This window comes from Bartonella sp. AA86SXKL (assembly GCF_042196885.1).
Window position 1 is genome coordinate 79167 of record NZ_JBHIRE010000006.1, and the last position, 22358, is coordinate 101524.

Genomic DNA, 22358 nt, shown 5'->3' on the forward strand with positions numbered 1-22358 from the left:
AGAGAGAAGAGGCTATTGAAAAATTGATGATGTGTTTTGTTTTAATACTGTGTCAATACGTGCTTTTAAAACCTGCATGAAAGAGTAAACTTTAAAAAGTAAGATCTGAACGAGACACCTTTTGAGAAAACGTTAGAAAACAGGAGATGTAAACTCTTTTTCCTAGAAGTAAAAGGAAGCTTTAATAGAGATCAAGTTGAGCCAATGCATTTGTTTGCCACAATGGGATATGAAGATTAAGAGCAATGGTGGGCTTTTGTACATTTGACGATAAAAGCTTTGGATTTTTATTAAGCAAAGGGTGAGAGATAGGCTGTCGTGGATCTCTTGTAAAAGCAAAGAGGGGGATAAGTGGAAAGAAAAGTGGGCAGGGTTGTTGGATGCGTTTTTATTTGAAACAATGGAAAGTGAAGAGGAAGCAGTGATGGGGTTTCGTACACTTGATGATGTTGATGTCACTGGAAAACGTGTTCTTGTGCGGGTGGATTTTAATGTGCCAATGGCGCAGGGTAAGGTCTGTGATACGACACGCTTAGAGCGGCATAAAGAGACACTCATTGAGCTACAAAAGTGTGGTGCTAAACTTATTCTGCTTTCTCATTGTGGTCGCCCCAAAGGAAAGGTAGAGCAAGAGTTTTCACTCCGTCCTGTTGTGCAAGTGCTGGAAAAGATCATTAATCAGCCGGTTGCTTTTGCTCCTGACTGTATCGGTTCGGCGGTGCAGGTTGCAGTTGAGTCATTACAAAATGGTGGTGTTTTACTGCTTGAAAATGTTCGTTTTTATGCTGGTGAAGAAAAGAATGATTGTTCTTTTGCAGAAGCTTTGGCTCATAATGGAGATCTCTATGTTAATGATGCTTTTTCAGTTTCTCATCGTGCCCATGCTTCGGTGGAGGGAATAACGCATTTGTTGCCTTCTTATGCAGGACGCTCTTTGCAAGGTGAATTGCAGGCATTAGAAAAAGGACTTGGCAATCCAGCACGTCCTGTGGTTGCCCTTGTGGGAGGAGCAAAGGTTTCTAGTAAGCTTTTTGTGCTCAATCATTTGGTGGAAAAAGTTGACTCCTTAATTATTGGTGGGGGGATGGCTAACAGTTTTTTAGCTGCGCAAGGTATCCATGTAGGGAAATCACTGTGTGAACATGCATTGATGGAAACGATAAAAAAAATTATTAAAAAAGCGCGAGAGTGTCACTGTACGCTTCTGCTCCCTCAGGATGCTGTTGTGGGATTTCGTTTTGAAAAAGATGCACCGCATCGTCTTTATGACATTGAAGATATTCCACAAGATGGCATGATATTGGATATTGGGACGCGCTCTATTGCGCATATCAATGCTGCGATAGATGAAGCTGCTACTCTTGTGTGGAATGGACCCCTTGGTGTTTTTGAGATGTCTCCCTTTGATAAGGGAACCATTGCCGTTGCACGCCATGCAGCAGAACGTAGTTTGACGGGAAAGTTGGTTTCAATTGCGGGAGGGGGCGATACGGTTTTTGCCCTTAATCATGCCGGTGTTGCCAATGATTTTACTTATCTTTCGACTGCTGGAGGAGCTTTTTTGGAATGGATGGAAGGAAAGACCCTTCCTGGTATTCTTGCCCTTATGCAGGCTTAAAGGGCTTCTTTGAAGGGGAAGGTTAAAGAAAAACTATACGGTCGTGTAGAGTGTTTTGATAGTGTTGCGCATTTTTAGAAATTAAGACAAAATAAAGAGGAATTTTTTATGAATGAACGGCTTGAAGATATTGCACTTGCTTTGGTGCATGCGGGTAAAGGTATTTTGGCGGCAGATGAAAGTACGGCGACCATTGGAAAGCGTTTTGAAAGCATTGGTGTTGAATCCAATGAAGATAAGCGCCGTGCTTATCGTGAAATGCTTTTTAGTACAAAAGAAGCGATGGAAAACGCCATCTCTGGGGTTATTTTATTTGATGAAACCATTCGGCAAAAAGCATCTACTGGGAAAATGTTGACGGATCTTATTCGGGATTCAGGCGCTTTGCCAGGGATTAAAGTTGATACCGGTGCGAAACCCTTGGCTGCTTTTCCCCAAGAGACAATTACCGAAGGGTTGGATAGTCTTCGTGAGCGGCTAAAAGACTATTATGCTTTGGGAGCACGTTTTGCTAAATGGCGTGCGGTAATTGCTATTGATGAACACACTTTGCCAACAAGAGGCGCCATAAGACAAAATGCACAAGCTCTTGCACGCTATGCTGCCTTATGTCAGGAGTTCAATATTGTGCCCATTGTTGAGCCGGAAGTGTTGATGGATGGACCATCGTGTGGGCATTCAATTACACGCTGCTTTGAGGTGACACGCACTGTTTTGCAGGCTGTCTTTAAAGAATTGTTTGAAGCTCGTGTTCTTTTGGAGGGGATGATTTTAAAGCCCAATATGGTGATTGATGGAAAGGATGCTCGCAAGGCTTCTGTTGAAGAAGTTGCTGAAAAGACCATCCAAGTGCTTAAACAGACTGTTCCTGCTGCTGTTCCAGGAATTGCTTTTCTTTCTGGAGGGCAGTCTGATCAGGAAGCAACGGCGCATTTATCTGCTATGAATTCTTTGGGCGTATTGCCTTGGAAATTGACCTTTTCCTATGGACGAGCACTGCAAGCAGCTGCCTTAAAAGCATGGGCGGGAAAAGATGAAAATATTGCTGTTGCACAGAAGGCCTTTCGTCATCGGGCTCGGATGAACCATCTTGCGGCCTTGGGACAATGGACAAAAGAACAAGAAAAAGTGTGCGATTGAAGCACAAGCTCTGTTTTTAAATGCGGAGAGATTTTGCATGTTTCTGCGTGATTTTTGGTGCCCTCATCATGATAAGAATGGCGGGGGCATTTTAGGCTTAAAAGCTTTCTCAGAGAGTTTTTTCCTTGGACCTTTTAAAAGTCTTTAATGGGTGCTATCGAGAGATAAGATTGCGGGAGAGGTGCAATTTCGAGAAGGGGAGATAATGCTAGGAAATTTGTGAATGCACAGCACTTTAGTATGGTGTCGTTCATGGGTGGGCACTTACTTCTTGAGTGAAAATCATAAAGCTCATACTGTATTGAAGAGTTTGATATTGTGATATTTTCTCTTTTTCATGTTATCATTACTTGTCATCAGCAGAATTTATTTTATTGCAGTTTCAAAGGTGGATTAAGCGGGTAGATTAGAAAGTTGCGATTTCTGAGCGGATTGGAATACAGATTATGAAGCTTTTCTGCGTCAGGATAGCTTCCTCTTCAATGGGGGTAGTTTTCTATTGGCGAACGAATTGAATAACTCTTGCGAAAGAAAATAGATTTGCACCTCAATAAAACACCTATTTTTTCGTTAAAATGGATAAATTTTTCTTGTATTTTTTGATGATATAATTGAAAGTAACTAACTTCATAGCATCTTGGCTTAAAACGGGGGGAGTTGTGGACGGTATATCTTCTAAGAATACAAGCATCAAAAGAAAAAATCGATACGCAGAACAGAGCTTTTCTGCAATTATGATGCGAAAATTGTGCAATATGGTGCGTGGGGTATTCGAAGGGATCTTTACAGTATTTACTTTCATAATTTTTATTATCTTGCTCAACATACGTGGGCCGGTTCATACCGCATTAAAAGTCTTTGGGTCGGTGAGTGGAATAGGGTGCTTTTTATTTTTTTTCGGATATCTTATAGAACGCCGCGAAGCAGCAGATGAAGCCGCTATATCGTACGCATTATTCTTAACAATTCTTGAAGGCGTTTCTTCTATTTGCTTCCTGTCTGCTGCGTGGGGTTACGACGCTCTCTTATTCCGTTTAGCACCTCCTGGGTATATTCTTATTCTTCCTGAATAAATAGAGTGCACTTTGTTTGCGTACAAATCAAAATGAGAGGCTGTCTGCCTCTCAAATTCTTAATAATCGCTCTCCAAAATAATGACATCAGACCCGCTTTTAATGAAGGGACTAACAAGCCTTGGGTCCTTAAGCCTCAAGGCAACCCTTTACAAGTTGCGCCTAACTGCATCCTTGACCTTAAGATACCCAAACGGCTTATTTTGTTTTTAACATGTATGATATAAGGGGAAAGCTTCTCATCGTGCCTAAATGGTAACTTATCGTGTGTTAAATGGAAAAATGAGAAAAAGCATCTTTATGCAATATAATCCAATTATAATTTTTTGATTTAAGCATAAAAGACTTAAAGTCTTCTACAAGACTGATACGATAAAAAGGGGAAAATCGCCTATATTGAGCAACTAAGTCGTATTTTAGGTGCTCTTGATATAGCTATATCACCAAATGGTTTTGAAGACTTATCCTTTTAGCTCTATTCACTAAAAGGTTATTTTGAGGGGGCTTGGCTAATGAATGTAAAGGAAAATTAGCATGTAATATTTCGCTTTTCTGGTATAGATGCTGAATGAGTTAATTATCTAGAGGATCACTGAAGAGGGAGCGCTAAAAAATGATGAAAATCCTCCGTACTTCGGTGAATTCGTGGTTGAAGATATAATCGTAAAACTTGGCTTATCTGTTCCTGAAACAGCTGAATGGTTTGAAATGGTTAGGGTGTCAGTTCTGCATACGCTTAGCTCGCTATACAAAAAAATTATGATTTAGTGCAAGCTTTAAAACATAAAGACCCTAAAGATATATCCTCTTTGTACATGTTCTTATCATCGTTAAAATGCCTTCTTAAAGCACGACAGGGGGTGCTATAAAATTGAGAGCTGTAAAATATATGGGGCTTGGAGGGGGTGAGAAGATGGTGTTTAATCGAAGTACTCTATCCTTATTTTTATGGGCTATGACTGAAAGAGAGAGCTGGAGAGACGATTTGTGAGTAAAGAGAACGTCGTTTTGAGGTTGCGTGTCTGCAAGAGCAGAACAGTGGTCGTGGTGATATTTACAAACAATAAATTTGATAAAATTTTACGATTTTGCCAAAAGCCAGTTTATTATAAACGCTGTTTCTCATGTGCTCTCACACAAAAGTTATAAGAAGCCCAAAAGTGCTAAAAAAATCTTTGCTCTTTTTCAATAAGACGGATCTGTAAACAATATTCAAAAAGTGTTCGTATTTTTGAAAGAGAATAAAAGGATACTCTTGCAATAGAGAAGTGTATTTGTGAATTACAATTTGTCATGATTTTCGGTAAACACTATTGTTTAGAGCGGTGAGAGAGGGCAAATTTTTAATATTCAGTTTTTTTAAAGAGTGTGGTCAGTCTTTAGGATAGAGCTTGTGTCCCTAGAACCCTATCAAGTGTGAGCCGCATAAGGGTCTCAAGCAAGCGAGCACCTATTATACTTTTTGCCAGCGTATACTCTTTTGTCAGCGCCCCAATGTTTTGACAGCCCTTAGAATGTAAAGGGGCAAGAGAGGTATTTTATTCCTTTCTTGTACCGTTTCACTTCACACGCCAACTCTGCTTGTGATGAGCAAGCAAGAGATTTTGTTTGACTTACTATGAGGGTTTGACATGAGAAAATCCTATGGTATTTATGATCTTTCATGAAAAACAATGAATTATCCTTATAAATCACCGTTATGGCGCTGTTATGAAGAGAACTCCTTGCTCATCTTAATAGTCCATAGAGATTAACTTGGTATCATTTTACATTCTGTACACAGAAGTGTCTTTATAAAAATGCTCTATCTTGCGCAGAAAAAAGAAAAACATCTCAATGCTTGCCTTTCTTTTTTCCATGAGAGATTTAAATTGATAAGCCTGTCTGAAAAGAGCACTGTTTATGCCTTTAAAGATACGGCTCTTGTATCATGATCACTTACTCAGGTGAAAATTGGAGTTTTGCGAGGTAAGCGTAAACGCCATTTTTTGCCACAAGTTCAGCATGCGTTCCTTCTTCAACAAGGGCGCCTTTATCCATCACAAGAATACGATCTGCTTTTAAAATTGTTGCTAAACGATGTGCAATGACCAAGGTTGTACGATTTTGCATCAATCCTTCTAAAGCGTCTTGCACCAACTTTTCACTGTTTGCATCCAAAGCCGATGTTGCTTCATCAAGCAGCAAGAGGGGTGCATTTCTTAAAATTGCCCGCGCAATACCAATGCGTTGTTTTTGTCCCCCAGAAAGCATGGTACCGCGTTCTCCTACTTGCGTATTCAAGCCATCTGGTAAAGCTTGAATAAATTCAAGTGCATTAGCCGCTTTAGCGGCAACAAGGATTTCCTCTTCATGGGTATTTTCAGTTCCAAAAATAATATTATCACGCAATGTTCCATCAAAAATGGCGACATCTTGTGGAACATAGGAAATTGCACTGCGTAAATCTTGTAAAGAAAGGCGATTAATTTCCATGCCATCCAACCGAATTGTTCCACTTATTGGATCATAAAAACGAAGGATCAAAGAAAAAATACTGCTTTTTCCTGCTCCGGAAGCCCCAACAAAAGCAACCGTTTCGCCTGCTTTTACAGAAAATGAAAGCGAGCGTAAAACTTTCTCTTGTGGTCTAGAAGGATAGGTAAAATCAACCTGATCAAAAACAAGTTCACCTCGAACAGGTTGCGCCAATGATAAAGCATTTTTAGGAGCTACAATAGTAGGTTGTTCTTGTAACAATTCGGCAAGCCGTTCAGCAGCGCCTGCTGCTTGGATTAATTCTGCTCCCAGTTCCGATAATTGCGCAAAAGTAGAAGCTCCAAAAACCGCATAAAGGACAAATTGCCCTAAGGTTCCCCCTGTCATCGTTCCATTCAAAACATCACGCGATCCAATCCATAAAACAGCAACCACACTGCTAAAAACCAAAAAAATTGCAAACCCCGTAAAAAAGGAGCGCAAGATTACAGAAGCACGTGCTGTTTGAAAAGCACGTTCTATCAATTGTGAAAAACGTATTGTAACGAGTTTTTCAGCGGTAAAAGCTTGCACAGTGCGAATAGCACTTACCTGCTCTGTAGCAACAGCATTGGCATCTGCGAGACGATCTTGCGCCGCGCGGGTACGAGAGCGAACTTTACGTCCAAAGACTACCAAGGGAATGGCCACAACAGGAATAGCAGCTAAAACCAACAAAGACAATTTAGCATTGGTGATCACCATCATTACGACGGCTCCGATCACGATAATCAGCTGACGCAAAGCGGTAGAGGCGGTAGAGCCCACAGCTAATTTTATTTGTGTGGTATCTGTTAGAAGCCTTGAAACAATCTCTCCTGAATGTGATCGATCAAAAAAAGCAGGAGAAAGTTTCATAATATGGACAAACACATCACGCCGTAAATCGGCAACAATCCGTTCTCCTAAGGTGATAACACAGTAATAACGGGCTGCTGAAGCAAATGCGAGAAACAAGGCTAAGATAAACAAAATTCCAAAGTAAAAATTGATATGTCCATGGCTTGAAGTAGAAAACCCATGATCAAACATTTGGCGGATAGCCACAGGCAAAGCTAATGTGACAAGAGCAGCAACAGATAACGCTAGAAAAGCAAAGATAAACAACCAACGATAGCGCAAAATATAGGGAAAAAAAATTGCAAGCGAAGAGAATGAAGATTTCTTAGGGGAAGACTTTGTCGATTTTTCTGAACGATAACGTAATGTCATAAAATTTTGCTCACTGTATTGGATTTGTAACACTTGATACAATGATGTATCTTGAACACTTGTTTTTTGATGCGTGCTCAGTTATAGAAATAAATACTTTAAATCAATGTATCAAAAAGACAAAGGAAGTGCACTTAAAAAAACAAGCAAGTGCTATTTCATTCTATAAACGCAAAAGGTTTGACGCATGAAAGCGAATATTCACCCCAATTATCATAAAATTACCGTTGTTATGACGGATGGAACCCAATATACGACGCGCTCTACTTGGGGAAAAGAAGGCGATACTCTTAATCTAGATATTGATCCAAGAACGCATCCGGCATGGACAGGTGGCTCCCAAACACTCGTAGATCGTGGTGGTCGTCTTTCTAAATTCAAAAATCGTTTTGGTAATATTGGCATGTAAAAGCCTCCTTTTTATGGGGTACAAAGGTTTTAAACAAATCGATTGCAAATGGATGGATTTTTTATCCTATCAAAGAGTGCACTTTAAATATTAATTCAAAAACGCATCCGACATAAACAGATGGGTCTTAAACACTTATAAATCATTGTGGTTGCGTTTTTAAATTCAAAAATCATTTTGAATATATGCATAAATCCTTTCTTCCCTAGAGTATAAAGACTTGAAATAAAATAATTGTAAACTTTTCTTCTTTTTTTGGAACTGAACATACCCATGGAGAGGAAATTTTGGCCGCTTCTAAAGCTGCCAATGCATTTGAATTTATTCAAGCTTTACCAGATGGCTTGAATACGCAAGTAGAAGAACGTGGTACCATGCTTTCTGGGGGGGCAAAAACAACGCATTGGTATTGCACTGGCGATTTTAAGAAATGCAGCCCTCTTGTTGCAAGCCGGCACCATCATTATATTTGCCAACTCGTGGATGTTGCTACAGCCCTTGGCACTTGAGATAATTTATTATAGGCATTTTAAGTCCTTTCTTAATAGTTTTTTTATTCACGCGAGCTCTCCCCACTTGTAAAGTGCAAAAGGCATGGTTTTGATTGGTTCACCATGGAACATGGTTTGAAATGAGAGAATCCTACGGTATTCGGGATTCTCATTCAACATATAAAACAATGAATTATTATTATAAATCAAAATGTTGCTACTTGATGAAGTAACATTTGCTTTAGATGCAAACAGTGAAAAGTTGGTGCAAGATACCTTAGAAGGATTGATACAAAATCCTAAATCCTGGTCATTGCACATCGTTTGGCAACAATTTTAAAAGCTGATCGTATTCTCGTGATGGATAAAGGCGCTTTTGTGGAAGAAGGAACACACAATTCATTATAAAAAATAATGTTTATGCGCATTTGGCTAAACTGCAATTCTCATCTGAGTAAGTAATCTTGATACAAGAGCAGTATCTTTAAGGGCGTAAACAGCACTCTTTTCAGACAGGCTTATTAATTTGAAACTCTCATGGAAAAAAGAAAGGCAAGCATTGAGATGATTTTCTTTTTTAATAGGCTGTTCTTTTTTTGCCTGAGATGAAGTATTTTTATAAAGACACTTCTGTGTACAAAATATAAAATAATACCCAGTTAAATCGCTATGGACTATTAAGATGAGCAAGGAGTTCTCTTCATAACAGCACTGTCACGTTGATTTATAAGGATAATTCATTGTTTTATATGAGAGATTTTACATGGAATTTATCGTTTCAAATTTGGTTATGTTGCATTAGTCAAAACCATGTCTCTTGCATGCTGCAAGCAGAGAGAGCTCGCGTGAATAAAACACTTTAGAAAGAATAAGTCCTCTTTATGAATCGTCTCAAGTTTCAAGGGCTATCACAACGGGGGGCGCTGGCATAAGAGTATGATGGTGCTGGGCTACTTAAAGAAGAACTGCTAAATAGGCAGAGAGGCGCTTTTTATTGATGTTATAAAACAGTGCGAACAAAGCACGCAGTTTGTTTTGCTGTTTGGTTGAGTTAAGGTTTTTATTACTTTGAAAATCAATATTTCATGGATCATGCATTTTGAGGGCTTATAAGGCTTTTCTTTAAAGTACATAAATCACTAAAACAGCATTATTAAATACAAATTGTTTTATTTTACAAACAAAAATATCTATATTTTGTGTGTTGTTTTTATTAAAATATAATATGTAGTGATTTTTAAATCATATGTACACATAATGATACAATATCGAGGGATCGATAAAAGAGCTGCGTTAAATGTTGGTGAGGATAGAAGAGAGCAAGAATGGAAGAAGACATAAAATTGGCAATAGCTTTCAGAATAGCTACAATTAAGGTCATTTGGAAATGGGGGAAAAAATATGGGAGTGTAAGATGCGGCGTTATGATTTTCTGCATCATATTGATGGGGAAGTGGTGGTATTTGGGATACTCAGTGGATTTTTTGTTCGGTTTGGCAATGATAGTGTGTTGTGGGGGAAGCTTAATGCTTGCATTGGCAATTTATCAGAACAAGCATTTAACTAAACAACTTGAGCAAAAAGAGCAAGAGTGCGCTGGATATCAAGCTATTATTGCACAATGGGAACAGAAGTGTCTTCAATTGACTGAACGACTTGAGCAAAAAGAGCAAGAGTGCGCTGGATATCAAGCTATTATTGCACAATGGGAACAGAAGTGTCTTCAATTGACTGAACGACTTGAGCAAAAAGAGCAAGAATGCGCTGGACATAAAGATATTATTGCACAAGGGGAACAGAAGTGTCTTCAATTGACTGAACGACTTGAGCAAAAAGAGCAAGATTGCGCTGGATATCAAGATATTATTGCACAAGGGGAACAAAGGCTTGTTAAAAAAACTCAAAAAATATCGCAGGAATGGTTGAAACAATGGGATGAGGGAGTAAGGCTATGGGAAAGAGACGTACTGGGGATAAAAAATCCTAGGGAAGATATGAAATTCAGTGGAGATCGGCTTCCATTGGTAAAGGATATTTGTGTTCGAGGGGATCACAAAGTGCGTTTATTGTACAAGCAAGCACTTGGAAAAAAACTTACTTATGAACATTACAAAAAAATATGTAGTCTCTTGGATACCTCATATTTTAGGAAATTTTTTGTAAAAGCAGTGCGATTAATGAGCAAGAATGGAATAACTCTGCAAAAGTTTGTAGATCCTCTTACGAACAAAAAACGGAGTCAACCTACGATGTTATTACTTCATTGGTGGTTATATGTTCTTGATGATATGATTACAGCTGAATGCAAACAGCACCAAAAGGAAAACTTTACAGGGGAGGATGAAAAGAAAAAATTTACAGATACTTTGTGGGACAACATATCTATAAGTATAGAACACAAAGAGATAGAGAAAATGCTAAAGCTTTCGGAATCTTGGTCTGGTGAGTGTACTTTATTATTATATTGTAAAAAGAATGTGTTGTTGTTGTTGTGTGATATTTCCAGTGATTATAAGGAGGCAAGAGAAACTTTCATTTACTATAAGAAGCTTATTAAAACAGTGAAAAAAGGCTATGTTGCCTTTGATAATGGTTGCCATTCTGTCACAGTTAGAGATGTAATCAATACTTGTAAAGAGAATGACACAAATAGAGCAAAAAAGCTTTCCATTGTTGAAGGGAATCCAACATTTGAAGAAGCTTACAAATTAGGCGTTAAAGAGTGGATGAAATCATCAAATGAGAAATGCGATAACCGATTGATCTTTTGGGAGAAGCTTGTTGAGGAAAAAAAGTTAAAAGAAAAATTAAAAATTATCTTCGGTAATGAGAAGGTAAAGGCGCTGAAAGAGGTTGTTGAAAAAGATAAAGAGCAGCTTGCAAGTGAAATGCAGAAAGCAATTTTGGAAAACAAAGATTTTTGTTACTATAAATCTCGAGAGTATTTCATAGACTATCTGAGATAATGGTTAAATGAAGGGGGGGAATGGCTGTATAAATCAATGGATTTGCTAAAATTTCTGTTGTCATGTAGAGGTGAAAACTATGAGAGGCATATGTGATAGCCCTTAGCAGAGAGGGGATATTTTAAATTATAGTCAATCTTTTTTGCTGTGTAGGCGGTGATTTCTTAAGAGAAGTAGGGGAGAATGTTGGCTTCTGATGTCGTTGTTGCTTCTTGGGGCGTTTTGTTGTGATGATATTTTTTTTTGCGAAATATATCGCTGCCGCTTTCTTTATCGGTGACAAAACCACCGTTTTTGCGAACCATCAGTATTCCAGCAGCCATATCCCAAATTTGCAGGTTATCTTCCCAAAAGCCATCGGTTCTGCCAGAAGCAACATAAGCTAAATCAAGAGCAGCAGCACCAAAACGGTGAAGTCCGGCAACTTCCATCATTATATTGCGTAATTCAATAAGATAGGTTCCATGACCTGGGCGACCAAAATGAGGCATGCTTGTAGCAATGACACAATCTTCCAGTCTGCGTCGAGAAGAAACGCGACAGCGTCGGTTATTGAAAAAAGCACCATACCTGCGTTCTGCGGTGAAGAGTTCATCACTCACGGGATTGTAAATGACACCAGCAACGACTTTCCCTTGGCTTTCTAAAGCAATGGAAACAGCAAAAAAAGGAATGCCATGGAGAAAATTTGTGGTGCCATCTCAAAGGGTCAACAATAAAACGGTGTTGTGAATCTTCTCCAATGATTTCTTCTGACTCTTCCATCAGAAAACCAAATTTGGGGCGCGCTCTGCTTAATTCATTGAAAATAATTTTTTCCGCTTTGCGATCTGCTTGGCTGAGGTCATCTGCTAGATCTTTTCTGAGGTCTAAATGCCTTTTTTGAGGGTTTTTTCTAATTTTAGGCGAATGTGTTCATTGCCGGCAATGATATTTTTTTTGCGAAATATATTGTTGCCGCCTTCTTTATCGGTGACAAAACCACCGGCTTCACGAACCATCAGTATTCCAGCAGCCATATCCCAAATTTGCAGGTTATCTTCCCAAAAGCCATCGGTTCTTCCAGCAGCCACATAAGCTAAATCAAGAGCAGCAGCACCAAAACGGCGAAGTCCGGCAACCTCTGCCATCACATTACGTAATTCAATAAGGTAGGTTCCATGATTTGGGCGACCAAAATGAGGCATTCCTGTGGCAATGACACAATCTTCTAGTCTGCGTCGAGCAGAAACGCGACAGCGGCGGTCATTGAAAAAAGCACCACACCCGCGTTCTGCGGTGAAGAGTTCATCATTCACGGGATTGTAAATGACACCACCAACGATTTTTCCTTGGCTTTCTAAGGCAATGGAAACAGCAAAAAAAGGAATGCCATGGAGAAAATTTGTGGTGCCATCTAAAGGGTCAACAATAAAACGGTGTTGTGAATCTTCTCCAATGATTTCTTCTGACTCTTCCATCAGAAAACCAAATTTGGGGCGCGCTTTGCTTAATTCATTGAAAATAATTTTTTCCGCTTTGCGATCTGCTTGGCTGACATAATCTGCTGGTCCTTTCAAAGACACTTGCAAATTTTGCACTTCACCGTAATCACGTACCAACGAGCGTCCTGCTTTCATTGCAGCTTGCACCATGACATTCATGACTGCAGAATGGGCCATTTTTTATTCCTTTATTTATCTTTTTCATTTGCGCGACGCAAATAAATCAACTCATTGGTGTCTACAATGATACGTTCACCAGCATTCATAAAGGGGGGAACAAGAATACGAATCCCGTTTTCAAGAATGGCGGGTTTATAAGAGGAGGTAACCGTTTGTCCTTTGATGGCAGGATCGGCTTCCGCAATTGTGACAGCAACTTGATCAGGAAGTGAGATGCCAATAGGCTTTTCTTGATAAAGTTCAACTGTGACAGTCATCCCATCTTGGAGAAAAGCAGCACGTTCACCAACAAAATCCTTTTGAAGTTCTAGTTGTTCATAAGATTCTGAATCCATAAAGACCAAAGCATCCCCTTGTTGATAAAGAAATGTGAAATCTTTTTGTTCAAGGCGCACGCGTTCAACGGTCTCAGCAGCGCGAAATCGCTCATTAAGTTTTGTACCATCAATCAAATTTTTCATTTCAACTTGGTTAAATGCACCACCTTTTCCTGGTTTTACAGCGTTGCATTTAACAGCAACCCATAAGCTTCCTTGATGTTCGATCACATTACCAGGGCGAATTTCATTGCCATTAATTTTCATCGTTTCTATCCAATTCTATTCTTGCAAAAAGAACTCTCTTGTTGTCTTTATGGCGCTTTTCTTTGCTGCCTTTAACAGTCAAGCTCTTTTGTTATTTTCGGGCTAAAATCCCTTTGATTAACCTTGCTGCTCTCTCATGGTCCTGTGTGCTCTTTATGGGCTTTCTCCTGCTTTTTGCAAAGAGAAAAGCTTAAGTAAAAAAGGACCTTTATGTATTTTTGCTTTTCAGTTCTTTGCAAGACCATAAAAAGCGCTCAGACGCAAGCTTTTTAAAAATTTGCACAAAAATTTTTTAGAATTTTTGGGGAAATTTATCCCGTTGTGTCGTAAAATATCATCATTGATGGCAATAATATAATTGATGGCAATGATATAAGTTCCCTAAAACCATGAGGTGTTTTTAATTAAGAATATGTGATGAATATGTGAATACGGAGTTTATTATAGTGTCTCATGGGATAGAGCGTGGTGTGTTGTCACAGGGTGTTCGTTTGTATTCTCATCAGAGATGAGCTGTAAAATGGCTCTTTGTTTTATCGAGGTTAGGACTCTAAATTTTTTGAGCAGCAGGTATTTTTCTGTACTTGATGCGATTTCATCATGAGAGTACGGGGGCTGTTGTTTTGTTAAGATATCAGCATAGAAAAAGGAAAGTAGAACATTTGAGATAGCGGCAATTTATTTTAAACGCCCTATGCTGACACGATTTAAGCCGTTTTCATATTTCTGGATTTGTTGGAAAGTGGCACCTAAATGTTGACCTAATGTTTTTTGAGACATTTTAAGCATTTTTCGTCTCAAACGAACTTTTTTGCCAATGAATTTGCCATTGAAAATGTCGTTATAAGGATTTTTACCAATACCCTAGAAAATGCTACACAGGATATAGAAAGCTATTCAGCCGCTTCAATCACAGATAAGCCAAGTTTTGCATTTATATCTTCGCGTAATAATTTGCTAGGGTATGGGGCATTTTCATTATTTTTAGTATTTTTCTTTCTTTAAATCTTAAAGCTATAACTTACACTATTTTGTATTGTTACAATCTATAATAAAATTTATCCACTCTGGCTAAAAATGAGGTTTTTTATTGAGGTGTAAATCTCTTTGGCTTTCACAAGAGCTTTTAAGTCTTTACGTGTAAAATATAGAGAATGTTTACATTAAATAGCGGGTTCATCTGGGATGAGTATTTATATAAGAACGCGGCTCTCCATTCACGTTATACTGAAAAAGAGACACTATAGTGCTACTATTTAATCTTATTCTATAACTCAAAATCACACCCATATTTTGTTGCTTTTGAGGTTGATCTGTATAGATCACATTATATCCATTCCGTCGCAACAGATTGATAAATAAAGGAGTAAAGTTGTCTGCTGTATTATTTTTCTTTATAAGAAGTGTGGTTGTAGCGGGTGGTAAAAACCCTTTGTTACCGCTAATAAATTTGTTAGCGACTAATTGTGCCTGACGCTTTGTAAGACTTTGATCAACATAATTTGATGAATAATTGCCTACAGATGCGCAACCAGCTACCAACACAACCGGTGACAGCAATAAATATTTTAACATCTTTAATTCCCCTTACTTATTGTTGCTCTTTATTTGCGAAGCTCCTCTTCCAGAAATAAGAGCAACTTTACTTATAGCACATTAACAACATATCGGTATCTAATCAATCGGTTAATTAATCGATGAATAATGGTTTCAGCTGTAAAGGCTGCTTGAAGTGCTTCTGGTGGCGTATATTTTAATAAACAGCTGCTTTTAGTGATTATGATAAAAAAGCAATTTTTTGCGTTTGCATGTTAAGATCATATCCTCGATCACTATTATAAAATGATGCGTTAGGTGCTGTTCCAGATCGACCAAAAAAATTTTCAAGCATTGCTTTTTAAGGGCTATCTTTTTTTAAATACGTATGAATGTTTATTCTGTTTTTTTAAATACTATCGTTTGAGGTGTGGTGTTTGTAAGGCATCAAATTTTGTACATGTGATGTTTTTATGAGAGTGTGTGGTGAATATTTGAGGGAGAGCTTGTCCGGATAATTTTGTGAAATGAACCACATAAAATGGGAAGCTAAAAGAGTTCTGTTCTGAGAAGACGGATTGTTTCCCAACTGGATAGGGAAGGGGCTTCTGTCCTTTGAGGGGTGGGAGGCAAGTCAAGAATAGAGAGTGTAGCGCCCTATATTATGATGTTAAAAGCTTTCATTTTGATCAGAGAGTAATTGTAAAATGGCTCTTTGTTTTATCGAGGTTAGAACTCTAAATCTTTTGAGCAGTAGGTATTCCTCTGTACTTGATGCGATTTCATCATGAGAGTACGGGGGCTGTTGTTTTGTTAAGATATCCGCATAGAAAAAGACAAGTGGAACATTTAAGATATCGGCAATTTCTTTTAAACGCCCTGCGCTGACACGATTTAAGCCGTTTTCATATTTCTGGATTTGTTGGAAAGTAACACCTAAATGTTGACCTAATGTTTTTTGAGACATTTTTAGCATTTTTCGTCTCAAACGAATCTTTTTGCCAATGAAAATGTCATTATCAAGATTTTTGGCTCGCATTTTAAAGCCCCCGCCGGTTGCGAGCGCCCTCGCGTTGGTATTCCGAGAGTTTGAAAATACTGAATCCGAATCAGCCTTTTTGCTTTTAGTGCTTAAAGCACCTGGACATAGCAAAATCTCCCGGAATTTCTATAAATTTTATCTTTTTGAAGCAGAGAGGAGTATTTTAAAAAACAGGAAGGAGCTTTATTGCTTCTTTGTGCGCTTTTTCTAGTTGTGTCTTGTCCATGCCTTGGAGCATTATTTCAAGATCAGGAGCTTGCATTTTTGCCTCCTTTGCGAGCATATACCATGCCGCTGCCATTATTATATCGCCTTTTGTTCCTGTGCCATCTCGATAAAGCCTTGCAAGGGAAATCTGTGCTGGTGCAATCATGTTGACGGCATTTCTGTGAAGTAAATGAAAAGCACGCTGAAAATCTGTTTCTCCTCCACGCCCCTGTACAAGCCATTGTGCTAAATGAAGTTGAGCTTTTAAGTGGTTGTTTTGAGCTGCTACCTCCATGAGCTTGCGGGCATTGTGATCATCTTTTGGTCGCTTTAACGTGCCTAAGGAAAGAATTTTTGCAGCAGAAAAAGCCGCTTCAGCATCCCCAAGAGCAGCACCTTTTAAGTACCATTTTAAGGCTTGCTCTATTGCTTCATTTTCACGACTTTGGGAAGAAACACCAGGGAGAGCTTGTTTTTCCTGTGAGGCTTTATAAAGAAGCAGTTGTCCATAATAAAAATAGGCTTCCTTGACGCCTGCTTTGACAGCTTTTTGAATGAACTGTTCACCAAGTTCTTGATTTTGTTTTATAAAGTGACCATCAAACAACATAAGTCCATAGCGTAGTTGTGCTTGGGGTTCCCCCTGTTTTGCGGCGCGTTCAAACCATAAAGCAGCACGCGCACCGTCAATAGGGACAGCACATCCTTCCATATAAATTCGGGCAAGAAGAGTTTGTGCAAAAGGATCATTTTTTTCAGCACGTCGGAGTGCTTCACGAAAAGCTTTTAAATAATAACCTTGGATGTAATAGTCATAGGCTTGATCATAGTCTCCAGCTTTTAAGGGCTGAAAGGGTTCTTGAGTGTTTGAAGCTTCTTGAATCGTATTGAAAGAGCTTTCAGAATTTGAGATTTCTTCAGTGTTTCCCGCTGAACTTACAGCAGAACTTGCAAGCCCAATCACGCCTAAGATAAGCAGCTTCACGCTTCTCTTGATCATGGTGTTTTCTCCTCATTACCGATCAGAATTTTCACATTTTTTTTTCATCATTACAAGCCGTATAAGAATTTCATTTCTATATTACTTTTTATCTCTCAGTTTTTCATCTTGGTTCAAGGTAGGGTTGGGTAAGTTAAAAAAGTAGCATAAATGTCGACGAGAGACAGACTGTTTAAAATAGTTCTGTTAAAAATAATAATGATGAAGGGTTATCGTATATAAAGATGCTTATCTTCTATTATATCAAGGGCTTCTCCTCTTAAAATGAAAAAATGCTTACAATGGAGGTTGCTTTTTAAAATACGTATGAATGCTTATGAATAGCGCACGCTATCCGTGTGATGTTAGCTTGCATTCTCATCAGAGATCAGCTGTAAAAAGGCTTTCTTTTTTACCGTTGTTAGAACTCTAAATCTTTTGAGCAGCAGGTATTCCTCTGTGCTTGATGCAATTTCTTCATGGTGGTATGGGGGCTGGTGTTTTGTTAAGATATCGGCATAAAAAAAGGCAATGGGAACATTCAAAATATCAGAAATTTCCATTAAACGCCCTGCGCTGACACGATTTAAGCCGTTTTCATATTTTTGAATTTGTTGGAAGCTTACGCCTAAAGCGTGCCCTAAAGTTGTTTGAGACATTTTTAGCATTTTTCGTCTCAAACGAATTTTTTTGCCAATGAAAATATCATTATCAAGATCTTTGGTTTGCATTTTAAAGCCCCCCGCCGGTTGCGAGCGCCCTCGCATGAGTATTCCGGGAGTCTGAAAACACTGAATCCGAGTCAGCATTTTGCTTTTAGTGCTGAGAAGCACCTGGACATAGCAAAATCTCCCGGAATTCCGGGATACCCACAGGAGTGGGTTTATTTTTACGCTCGGATCTAGGGTTTTCAGTTCCCTTTTGGTCGTTGCGTATGCGACCAAAACATCTTTTAATTCATAAAGTAATTTCAGGAAATTTACAATAAAAATTAAAATAGTGTTTTTCTCGTGAGAGGTATTGCGTTTTTCATCAAATCAAATGGAGTTAGGAAATTTACGGCGGGCGTGTACTACGGTTAAAATCTCAGTTTATTTTGCAGCTACTCGATACAATATAAGATAATTTGGATGCGCTATGATTTCCCGCAATCTTAGCACTCTCTCACTTTGACAATATAGGTACAGATGCTCGGACAATGGTAGTATACAAGCTTCTTTTAAAATTGAAAAATCTCTCCCATTTTAATATGCAAGAAGTTGTTTCAAACCCTTCCTAGGTGTTGTGTATGCGATAAAAAACATTTGCTCAATGATAAAGTGATTATAGGGGGAATAAAGTGATTTTAGGAGATTGCAGTAAAAATGAAAAAAGTTTTTGTAACTTACAGCTTTTTAATGAGAGGCGGAGAGCCTCTCATTAAAGCAAAGCTTAGTTATTTTACTACTATGATTTTCACATCCTAATGACAATTAATGGTGCTTGATTTTACCGTAAGCGAGAGGATAATTCTTCCTGATATTCATATTGGCTTTTAAAACTAATATCAAAATTAAAACGATCTTTACAATTTTTCACAAAAGTCTCTCTTGCATGTACACAGCGTATAAAATTATCTCCTTTTTTTAATCCTAATATTGAGAAAGCTTCATTAAGCAAGTCGTCTCGTTGTTGCCACAAATCTTCTAAATTTTGTATAAGGCTTCCAGGATCAGCTACAGAGATTGAAGTTTCTAGGTGCTTTCGCAAGTTTTCTAAATTTTGTATAGGGCTTTCAGGACTTATGGGGAATGAAACCGCATTTTCTAATGTTCGCGCTACAATACCATGATTTTGAAATATATTATATGTCCTCTCTGCATATTTTTTAGCTATTAAAGATGGAATATCACTAGATATACCATTTCTAAGAATGACAATATTCTCTTTATTAATTATTTTTGAATAGCCATTCCCACTGCATTTGTATTCTGTTGGTTCTCCTTCTTGTAAGTGAGCTTCACATGGTAACAGTAAAAACCCCTGTGTTTCATCCTCAAAAAGACCTAACATGCCATGTTTAAAAAGACTTTTCTCTATATAGAAAGGTGAAAATACGTTTTTAAAATAGTTACATTTCCAATAAAATCTTGAAACAAATGAACTATAAATATAGTCAAAATCAATATTTTTTGTATTTTTCATTTTCTCCCCTTTTTAATTTAAAAACTGTATAATACATTTTTTTATTGATAAAATTTGTTGAATAATAATTTATGAAACAATAACTCATGTAATTACTGTTAATTACATTTACAATATCCCTTAATTAAAAATTATTTATTTTTATATTAAGTAATCTATAACTACTACTATTATTATTATTATTATTTATTGTTATTGTTAGTAACTAAAATCTCTAATTTAATTTGAGACAGTGTACTGTTTTTTTGAAAGTGCTTTGGTTTTTCCCTTATTTTTATCATTTTAAGTATCATCAGGGGGTTGTCGTTCCCCAAAAACACTTCTTCTACAGCAATGAATTCATATGTGGTGTTTAAGATTTTATCAAAGAGTGCAAAATTGCTTCCTGCTTGAACTATGGCAGGGATTTTCGTAGCTTTTGCTTATCGCTATGTTCACTGGATATTGCATGAGTGAGTGTGTGGGGTTTTATCAGCGGCTTATGTATGTCTCCTATATTACAAGGGGGTGTTCTCACATTTTTCTTGCATTGTTTTAAGCAGTATTAAGGGGTTGTCGTTCCCCAAAATGACTTCTTCTACAGCAATGAATTCACATCCAGTCTTTAAGACTTCATCAAAGGTTGAAAAATCGCTTCCTGCTTGGATAATGGCGGGGGTTTGCATAATTTCTGCCCACCATGTTGCTAACTGGAGATTGCGGGGGTGCGCTTGGGGTTTTTTATCAGCACCGAGTTTTCCAAAGAACAGGTAATCAACACCTGTTTCCGCTGCAAGCATAGCACTATGGCGATTGCGTAAATTGCCAAAGCCTATAATTTTTTGTTCCTTTTGCTGATTTTTGAAGCTTTCAAGAGCGTTAAGATCATTTTCTATGTGCAATCCATCAGCCTTTATGCGCCCAGCAATGCGGCTGTCATCAGCAATGAGAAGGGCTGCGTCATGATGTTGAATATCTTCTGCGTAAGTTTGCGCTTGTTGTTGTAAAAAAGAGCTATCATCTTTCAATTTTTCAGAATCATAGAGGATGACGCATGCAAAAGACTTTGTTTGCAAAATTTGCTGCAAAAATGTGTGTGGGGTGTTGCGCCGAACATCAAGTGTTAAAATCAACTGAGGGAAAAGAGGTGGATCAATTGGTTTATTTTTTTGTTGTGTCATGTCAAATCCCTGTTTCTTAGAAAAAATAACGCTTAAAAATTAAAGTTTCATTCTATTATGCTTATTTGCGATGAAAGTGACCACCATTTTCACGTAATTTAAAGGATTTGTGGGTGTGTGGAAGCCTGTTTATGAGAAATGAGAGTGTTTTTAAGCATAATATGTTACCTTTTCGCTGTGATACACGTATGGACGCTTTTCGTTCTTTTGCCTTTAAAAAACTTTTGCTTTTAAAAAAATAAACGCTTAAAATGAAACTTGACTCTTAAAAATTAAAATTTCATCCTGTTCATGCTTGTTGGCAATAAGGGTAAGCACCATTTTTATGGGACTTCAAGGGGGGTGCAACGTGTGGGAGTCCACTGATGAAGTACCAAGGTATTCTTGAGCATAATACTCAACCTTCTCATCGTGATACACGCATTGACGTTTTTCGTTCTTTGGCCTTATTGACGATTTTCATCAACCATATTCCCAGAACGATCTATGAGTCTTTTACTCATAGAAATTTCGGTTTTTCTGATTGTGCAGAAGTGTTTGTTTTGCTTTCAGGGATTGCTCTTGGGTTAAGCTTTCATGGACGGTTACAGCAAAAATCCTTTGCTTTTATTATCCGAAAACTTTGGTACAGAGCTCTGCAGCTCTATGGTGCATACCTTTTTACGACTTTTGTCACGTTAAGCCTTTTTTTTGCTGCCTTTTTATTATGGCGAACAGAAAAACTTTTATCAATGAACAATGTAGGACTCTTTTTTAAAGAGCCTGGTATCGCATTTTTGAGTACCTTAAGCTTTGGGCATCAATTGGGATATAATAATATTCTTCCTCTTTATATCGTTTTGATGTTTTTTGCGCCTTTTATCCTTTATTTGAGTTGTAAGCAGACAAAATGGCTGCTTTTGGGCTCCTTTACACTGTATCTTATCTGCGGATTTTATAAAATTGCTCCTCCTTCTTATCCTTTAGAGGGAAAGTGGTTTTTAAATCCTTTGTCTTGGCAATTCTTATTTGTCATAGGATTGACCAGTACTTTAGCGCTTAAACAAGGAAAAACAATCGCTTTTCAGTCTTTTTGGATTGTTTGTGCGGCAGCGTATCTCTTGTTGGCGCTGTTATGGGTTCGCTTAAACTGGTGGGGCATTTTGGGGTGGCTTGGCTGGTCTTCCCCGTTGGTGAACTTTAATAAAACCTTTTTAAGCTTGCCACGTTTACTCCATGTTCTTGCATTAGCCTTTCTCATTCTTTCTTTGCCACGCATCAATAAATGGTTTTATGTTTCTCAGAAACATCCTTTAGCAATTTTAGGAAAACATAGTTTACCGGTCTTTGTAACGGGAACCATTTTTGCGATGTTTGGACAAATTATAAAAACAGTGATGACAGAAACGGTTTTTTCCGATACCTTCTTAATAATAACGGGTATTGCTTTGCAATTTGGAGTCGCTTATTATTGTGAAAAACGGCAATCTTGGCAGTGGTCCTTTTCAAGGAAAATGATCCGTTTATAAAAAACATTCCTATAGTGTTTGTTGGGCACGTTAACCTTAGTATAAAAAGTGCGTTGCGCAAAAAAATT

17 protein-coding genes and 3 pseudogenes are annotated in these 22358 nt (G+C 38.0%); 9 read left to right on the forward strand and 11 right to left on the reverse strand.

The window, feature by feature from the left end:
* Positions 1 to 424 precede the first annotated feature (424 nt).
* From ACFIO5_RS04325 to ACFIO5_RS04335, 3 genes are all read left to right on the forward strand, one after another.
* Entirely contained in the window at positions 425 to 1618 is a 1194-nt protein-coding gene (locus ACFIO5_RS04325; RefSeq protein WP_375705124.1) for a phosphoglycerate kinase, read from the forward strand.
* 108 nt (positions 1619 to 1726) lie between these two features.
* Positions 1727 to 2758, forward strand: coding sequence for a class I fructose-bisphosphate aldolase (locus tag ACFIO5_RS04330; protein ID WP_375705120.1), 1032 nt, complete (start codon positions 1727 to 1729; stop codon positions 2756 to 2758).
* 659 nt (positions 2759 to 3417) lie between these two features.
* Entirely contained in the window at positions 3418 to 3831 is a 414-nt protein-coding gene (locus ACFIO5_RS04335; RefSeq protein ID WP_375683948.1) for a hypothetical protein, read from the forward strand.
* A gap of 1938 nt (positions 3832 to 5769) precedes the next feature.
* Here the strand turns inward: ACFIO5_RS04335 and ACFIO5_RS04340 are convergent.
* Positions 5770 to 7560: an ABC transporter transmembrane domain-containing protein gene (locus ACFIO5_RS04340; protein ID WP_375671765.1), complete on the reverse strand. Its 1791-nt coding sequence runs from the start codon at positions 7558 to 7560 to the stop codon at positions 5770 to 5772.
* Between the two features lie 187 nt (positions 7561 to 7747).
* Here ACFIO5_RS04340 and rpmE point away from each other — a divergent pair, with 187 nt between their 5' ends.
* The 5 genes and pseudogenes from rpmE (at position 7748) to ACFIO5_RS04365 (ending at position 11426) form a co-directional block, all read left to right on the forward strand.
* A complete protein-coding gene (rpmE, locus tag ACFIO5_RS04345; protein WP_005774581.1) occupies positions 7748 to 7969 on the forward strand; it encodes a 50S ribosomal protein L31 in 222 nt (73 codons plus the stop codon).
* A gap of 287 nt (positions 7970 to 8256) precedes the next feature.
* Positions 8257 to 8478, forward strand: coding sequence for a hypothetical protein (locus tag ACFIO5_RS04350; protein WP_375636488.1), 222 nt, complete (start codon positions 8257 to 8259; stop codon positions 8476 to 8478).
* A gap of 193 nt (positions 8479 to 8671) precedes the next feature.
* Positions 8672 to 8918: pseudogene (locus ACFIO5_RS04355) on the forward strand (ABC transporter); the annotation flags it as partial.
* A gap of 956 nt (positions 8919 to 9874) precedes the next feature.
* The gene (locus ACFIO5_RS04360; RefSeq protein WP_375680193.1) at positions 9875 to 10027 is read left to right on the forward strand and encodes a hypothetical protein; all 153 of its coding nucleotides are present in this window, start codon (positions 9875 to 9877) and stop codon (positions 10025 to 10027) included.
* On the forward strand, positions 9996 to 11426 hold the full coding sequence (locus tag ACFIO5_RS04365; protein ID WP_375705121.1) for a hypothetical protein: 1431 nt from the start codon (positions 9996 to 9998) through the stop codon (positions 11424 to 11426). Before ACFIO5_RS04360 ends, ACFIO5_RS04365 begins: the two co-directional genes overlap by 32 nt.
* Before the next feature lie 164 nt (positions 11427 to 11590).
* Here ACFIO5_RS04365 and ACFIO5_RS04370 read toward each other — a convergent pair.
* From ACFIO5_RS04370 to ACFIO5_RS04420, 10 genes and pseudogenes are all read right to left on the reverse strand, one after another.
* A pseudogene (locus tag ACFIO5_RS04370) lies at positions 11591 to 12287 on the reverse strand (inositol monophosphatase family protein); the annotation flags it as partial.
* A gap of 8 nt (positions 12288 to 12295) precedes the next feature.
* Positions 12296 to 13087: an inositol monophosphatase family protein gene (locus ACFIO5_RS04375; RefSeq protein WP_375620999.1), complete on the reverse strand. Its 792-nt coding sequence runs from the start codon at positions 13085 to 13087 to the stop codon at positions 12296 to 12298.
* A gap of 11 nt (positions 13088 to 13098) precedes the next feature.
* Entirely contained in the window at positions 13099 to 13674 is a 576-nt protein-coding gene (gene efp / locus ACFIO5_RS04380; RefSeq protein ID WP_015856958.1) for an elongation factor P, read from the reverse strand.
* Between the two features lie 441 nt (positions 13675 to 14115).
* A pseudogene (locus tag ACFIO5_RS04385) lies at positions 14116 to 14535 on the reverse strand (helix-turn-helix domain-containing protein).
* Positions 14536 to 14850: 315 nt separating this feature from the next.
* Positions 14851 to 15249 carry a conjugal transfer lipoprotein TrbH gene (locus tag ACFIO5_RS04390; protein ID WP_375634416.1) on the reverse strand — a complete coding sequence of 133 codons (399 nt, stop codon included), beginning with the start codon at positions 15247 to 15249 and terminating at the stop codon, positions 14851 to 14853.
* Positions 15250 to 15880: 631 nt separating this feature from the next.
* Positions 15881 to 16249, reverse strand: coding sequence for a helix-turn-helix domain-containing protein (locus ACFIO5_RS04395; RefSeq protein ID WP_375638272.1), 369 nt, complete (start codon positions 16247 to 16249; stop codon positions 15881 to 15883).
* Positions 16250 to 16415: 166 nt separating this feature from the next.
* Positions 16416 to 17459, reverse strand: coding sequence for a tetratricopeptide repeat protein (locus tag ACFIO5_RS04400; RefSeq protein WP_375636481.1), 1044 nt, complete (start codon positions 17457 to 17459; stop codon positions 16416 to 16418).
* A gap of 344 nt (positions 17460 to 17803) precedes the next feature.
* A complete protein-coding gene (locus ACFIO5_RS04405) occupies positions 17804 to 18205 on the reverse strand; it encodes a helix-turn-helix domain-containing protein (RefSeq protein ID WP_375705122.1) in 402 nt (133 codons plus the stop codon).
* A 721-nt stretch (positions 18206 to 18926) separates the two neighbouring features.
* Complete coding sequence (locus ACFIO5_RS04410; RefSeq protein WP_375625256.1) at positions 18927 to 19622, reverse strand: hypothetical protein; 696 nt, start codon at positions 19620 to 19622, stop codon at positions 18927 to 18929.
* Between the two features lie 497 nt (positions 19623 to 20119).
* Complete coding sequence (locus ACFIO5_RS04420; protein WP_375677838.1) at positions 20120 to 20782, reverse strand: thiamine phosphate synthase; 663 nt, start codon at positions 20780 to 20782, stop codon at positions 20120 to 20122.
* A gap of 365 nt (positions 20783 to 21147) precedes the next feature.
* Here ACFIO5_RS04420 and ACFIO5_RS04425 point away from each other — a divergent pair, with 365 nt between their 5' ends.
* Entirely contained in the window at positions 21148 to 22290 is a 1143-nt protein-coding gene (locus ACFIO5_RS04425) for an OpgC family protein (protein ID WP_375642894.1), read from the forward strand.
* The last annotated feature ends 68 nt before the right edge of the window (positions 22291 to 22358 follow it).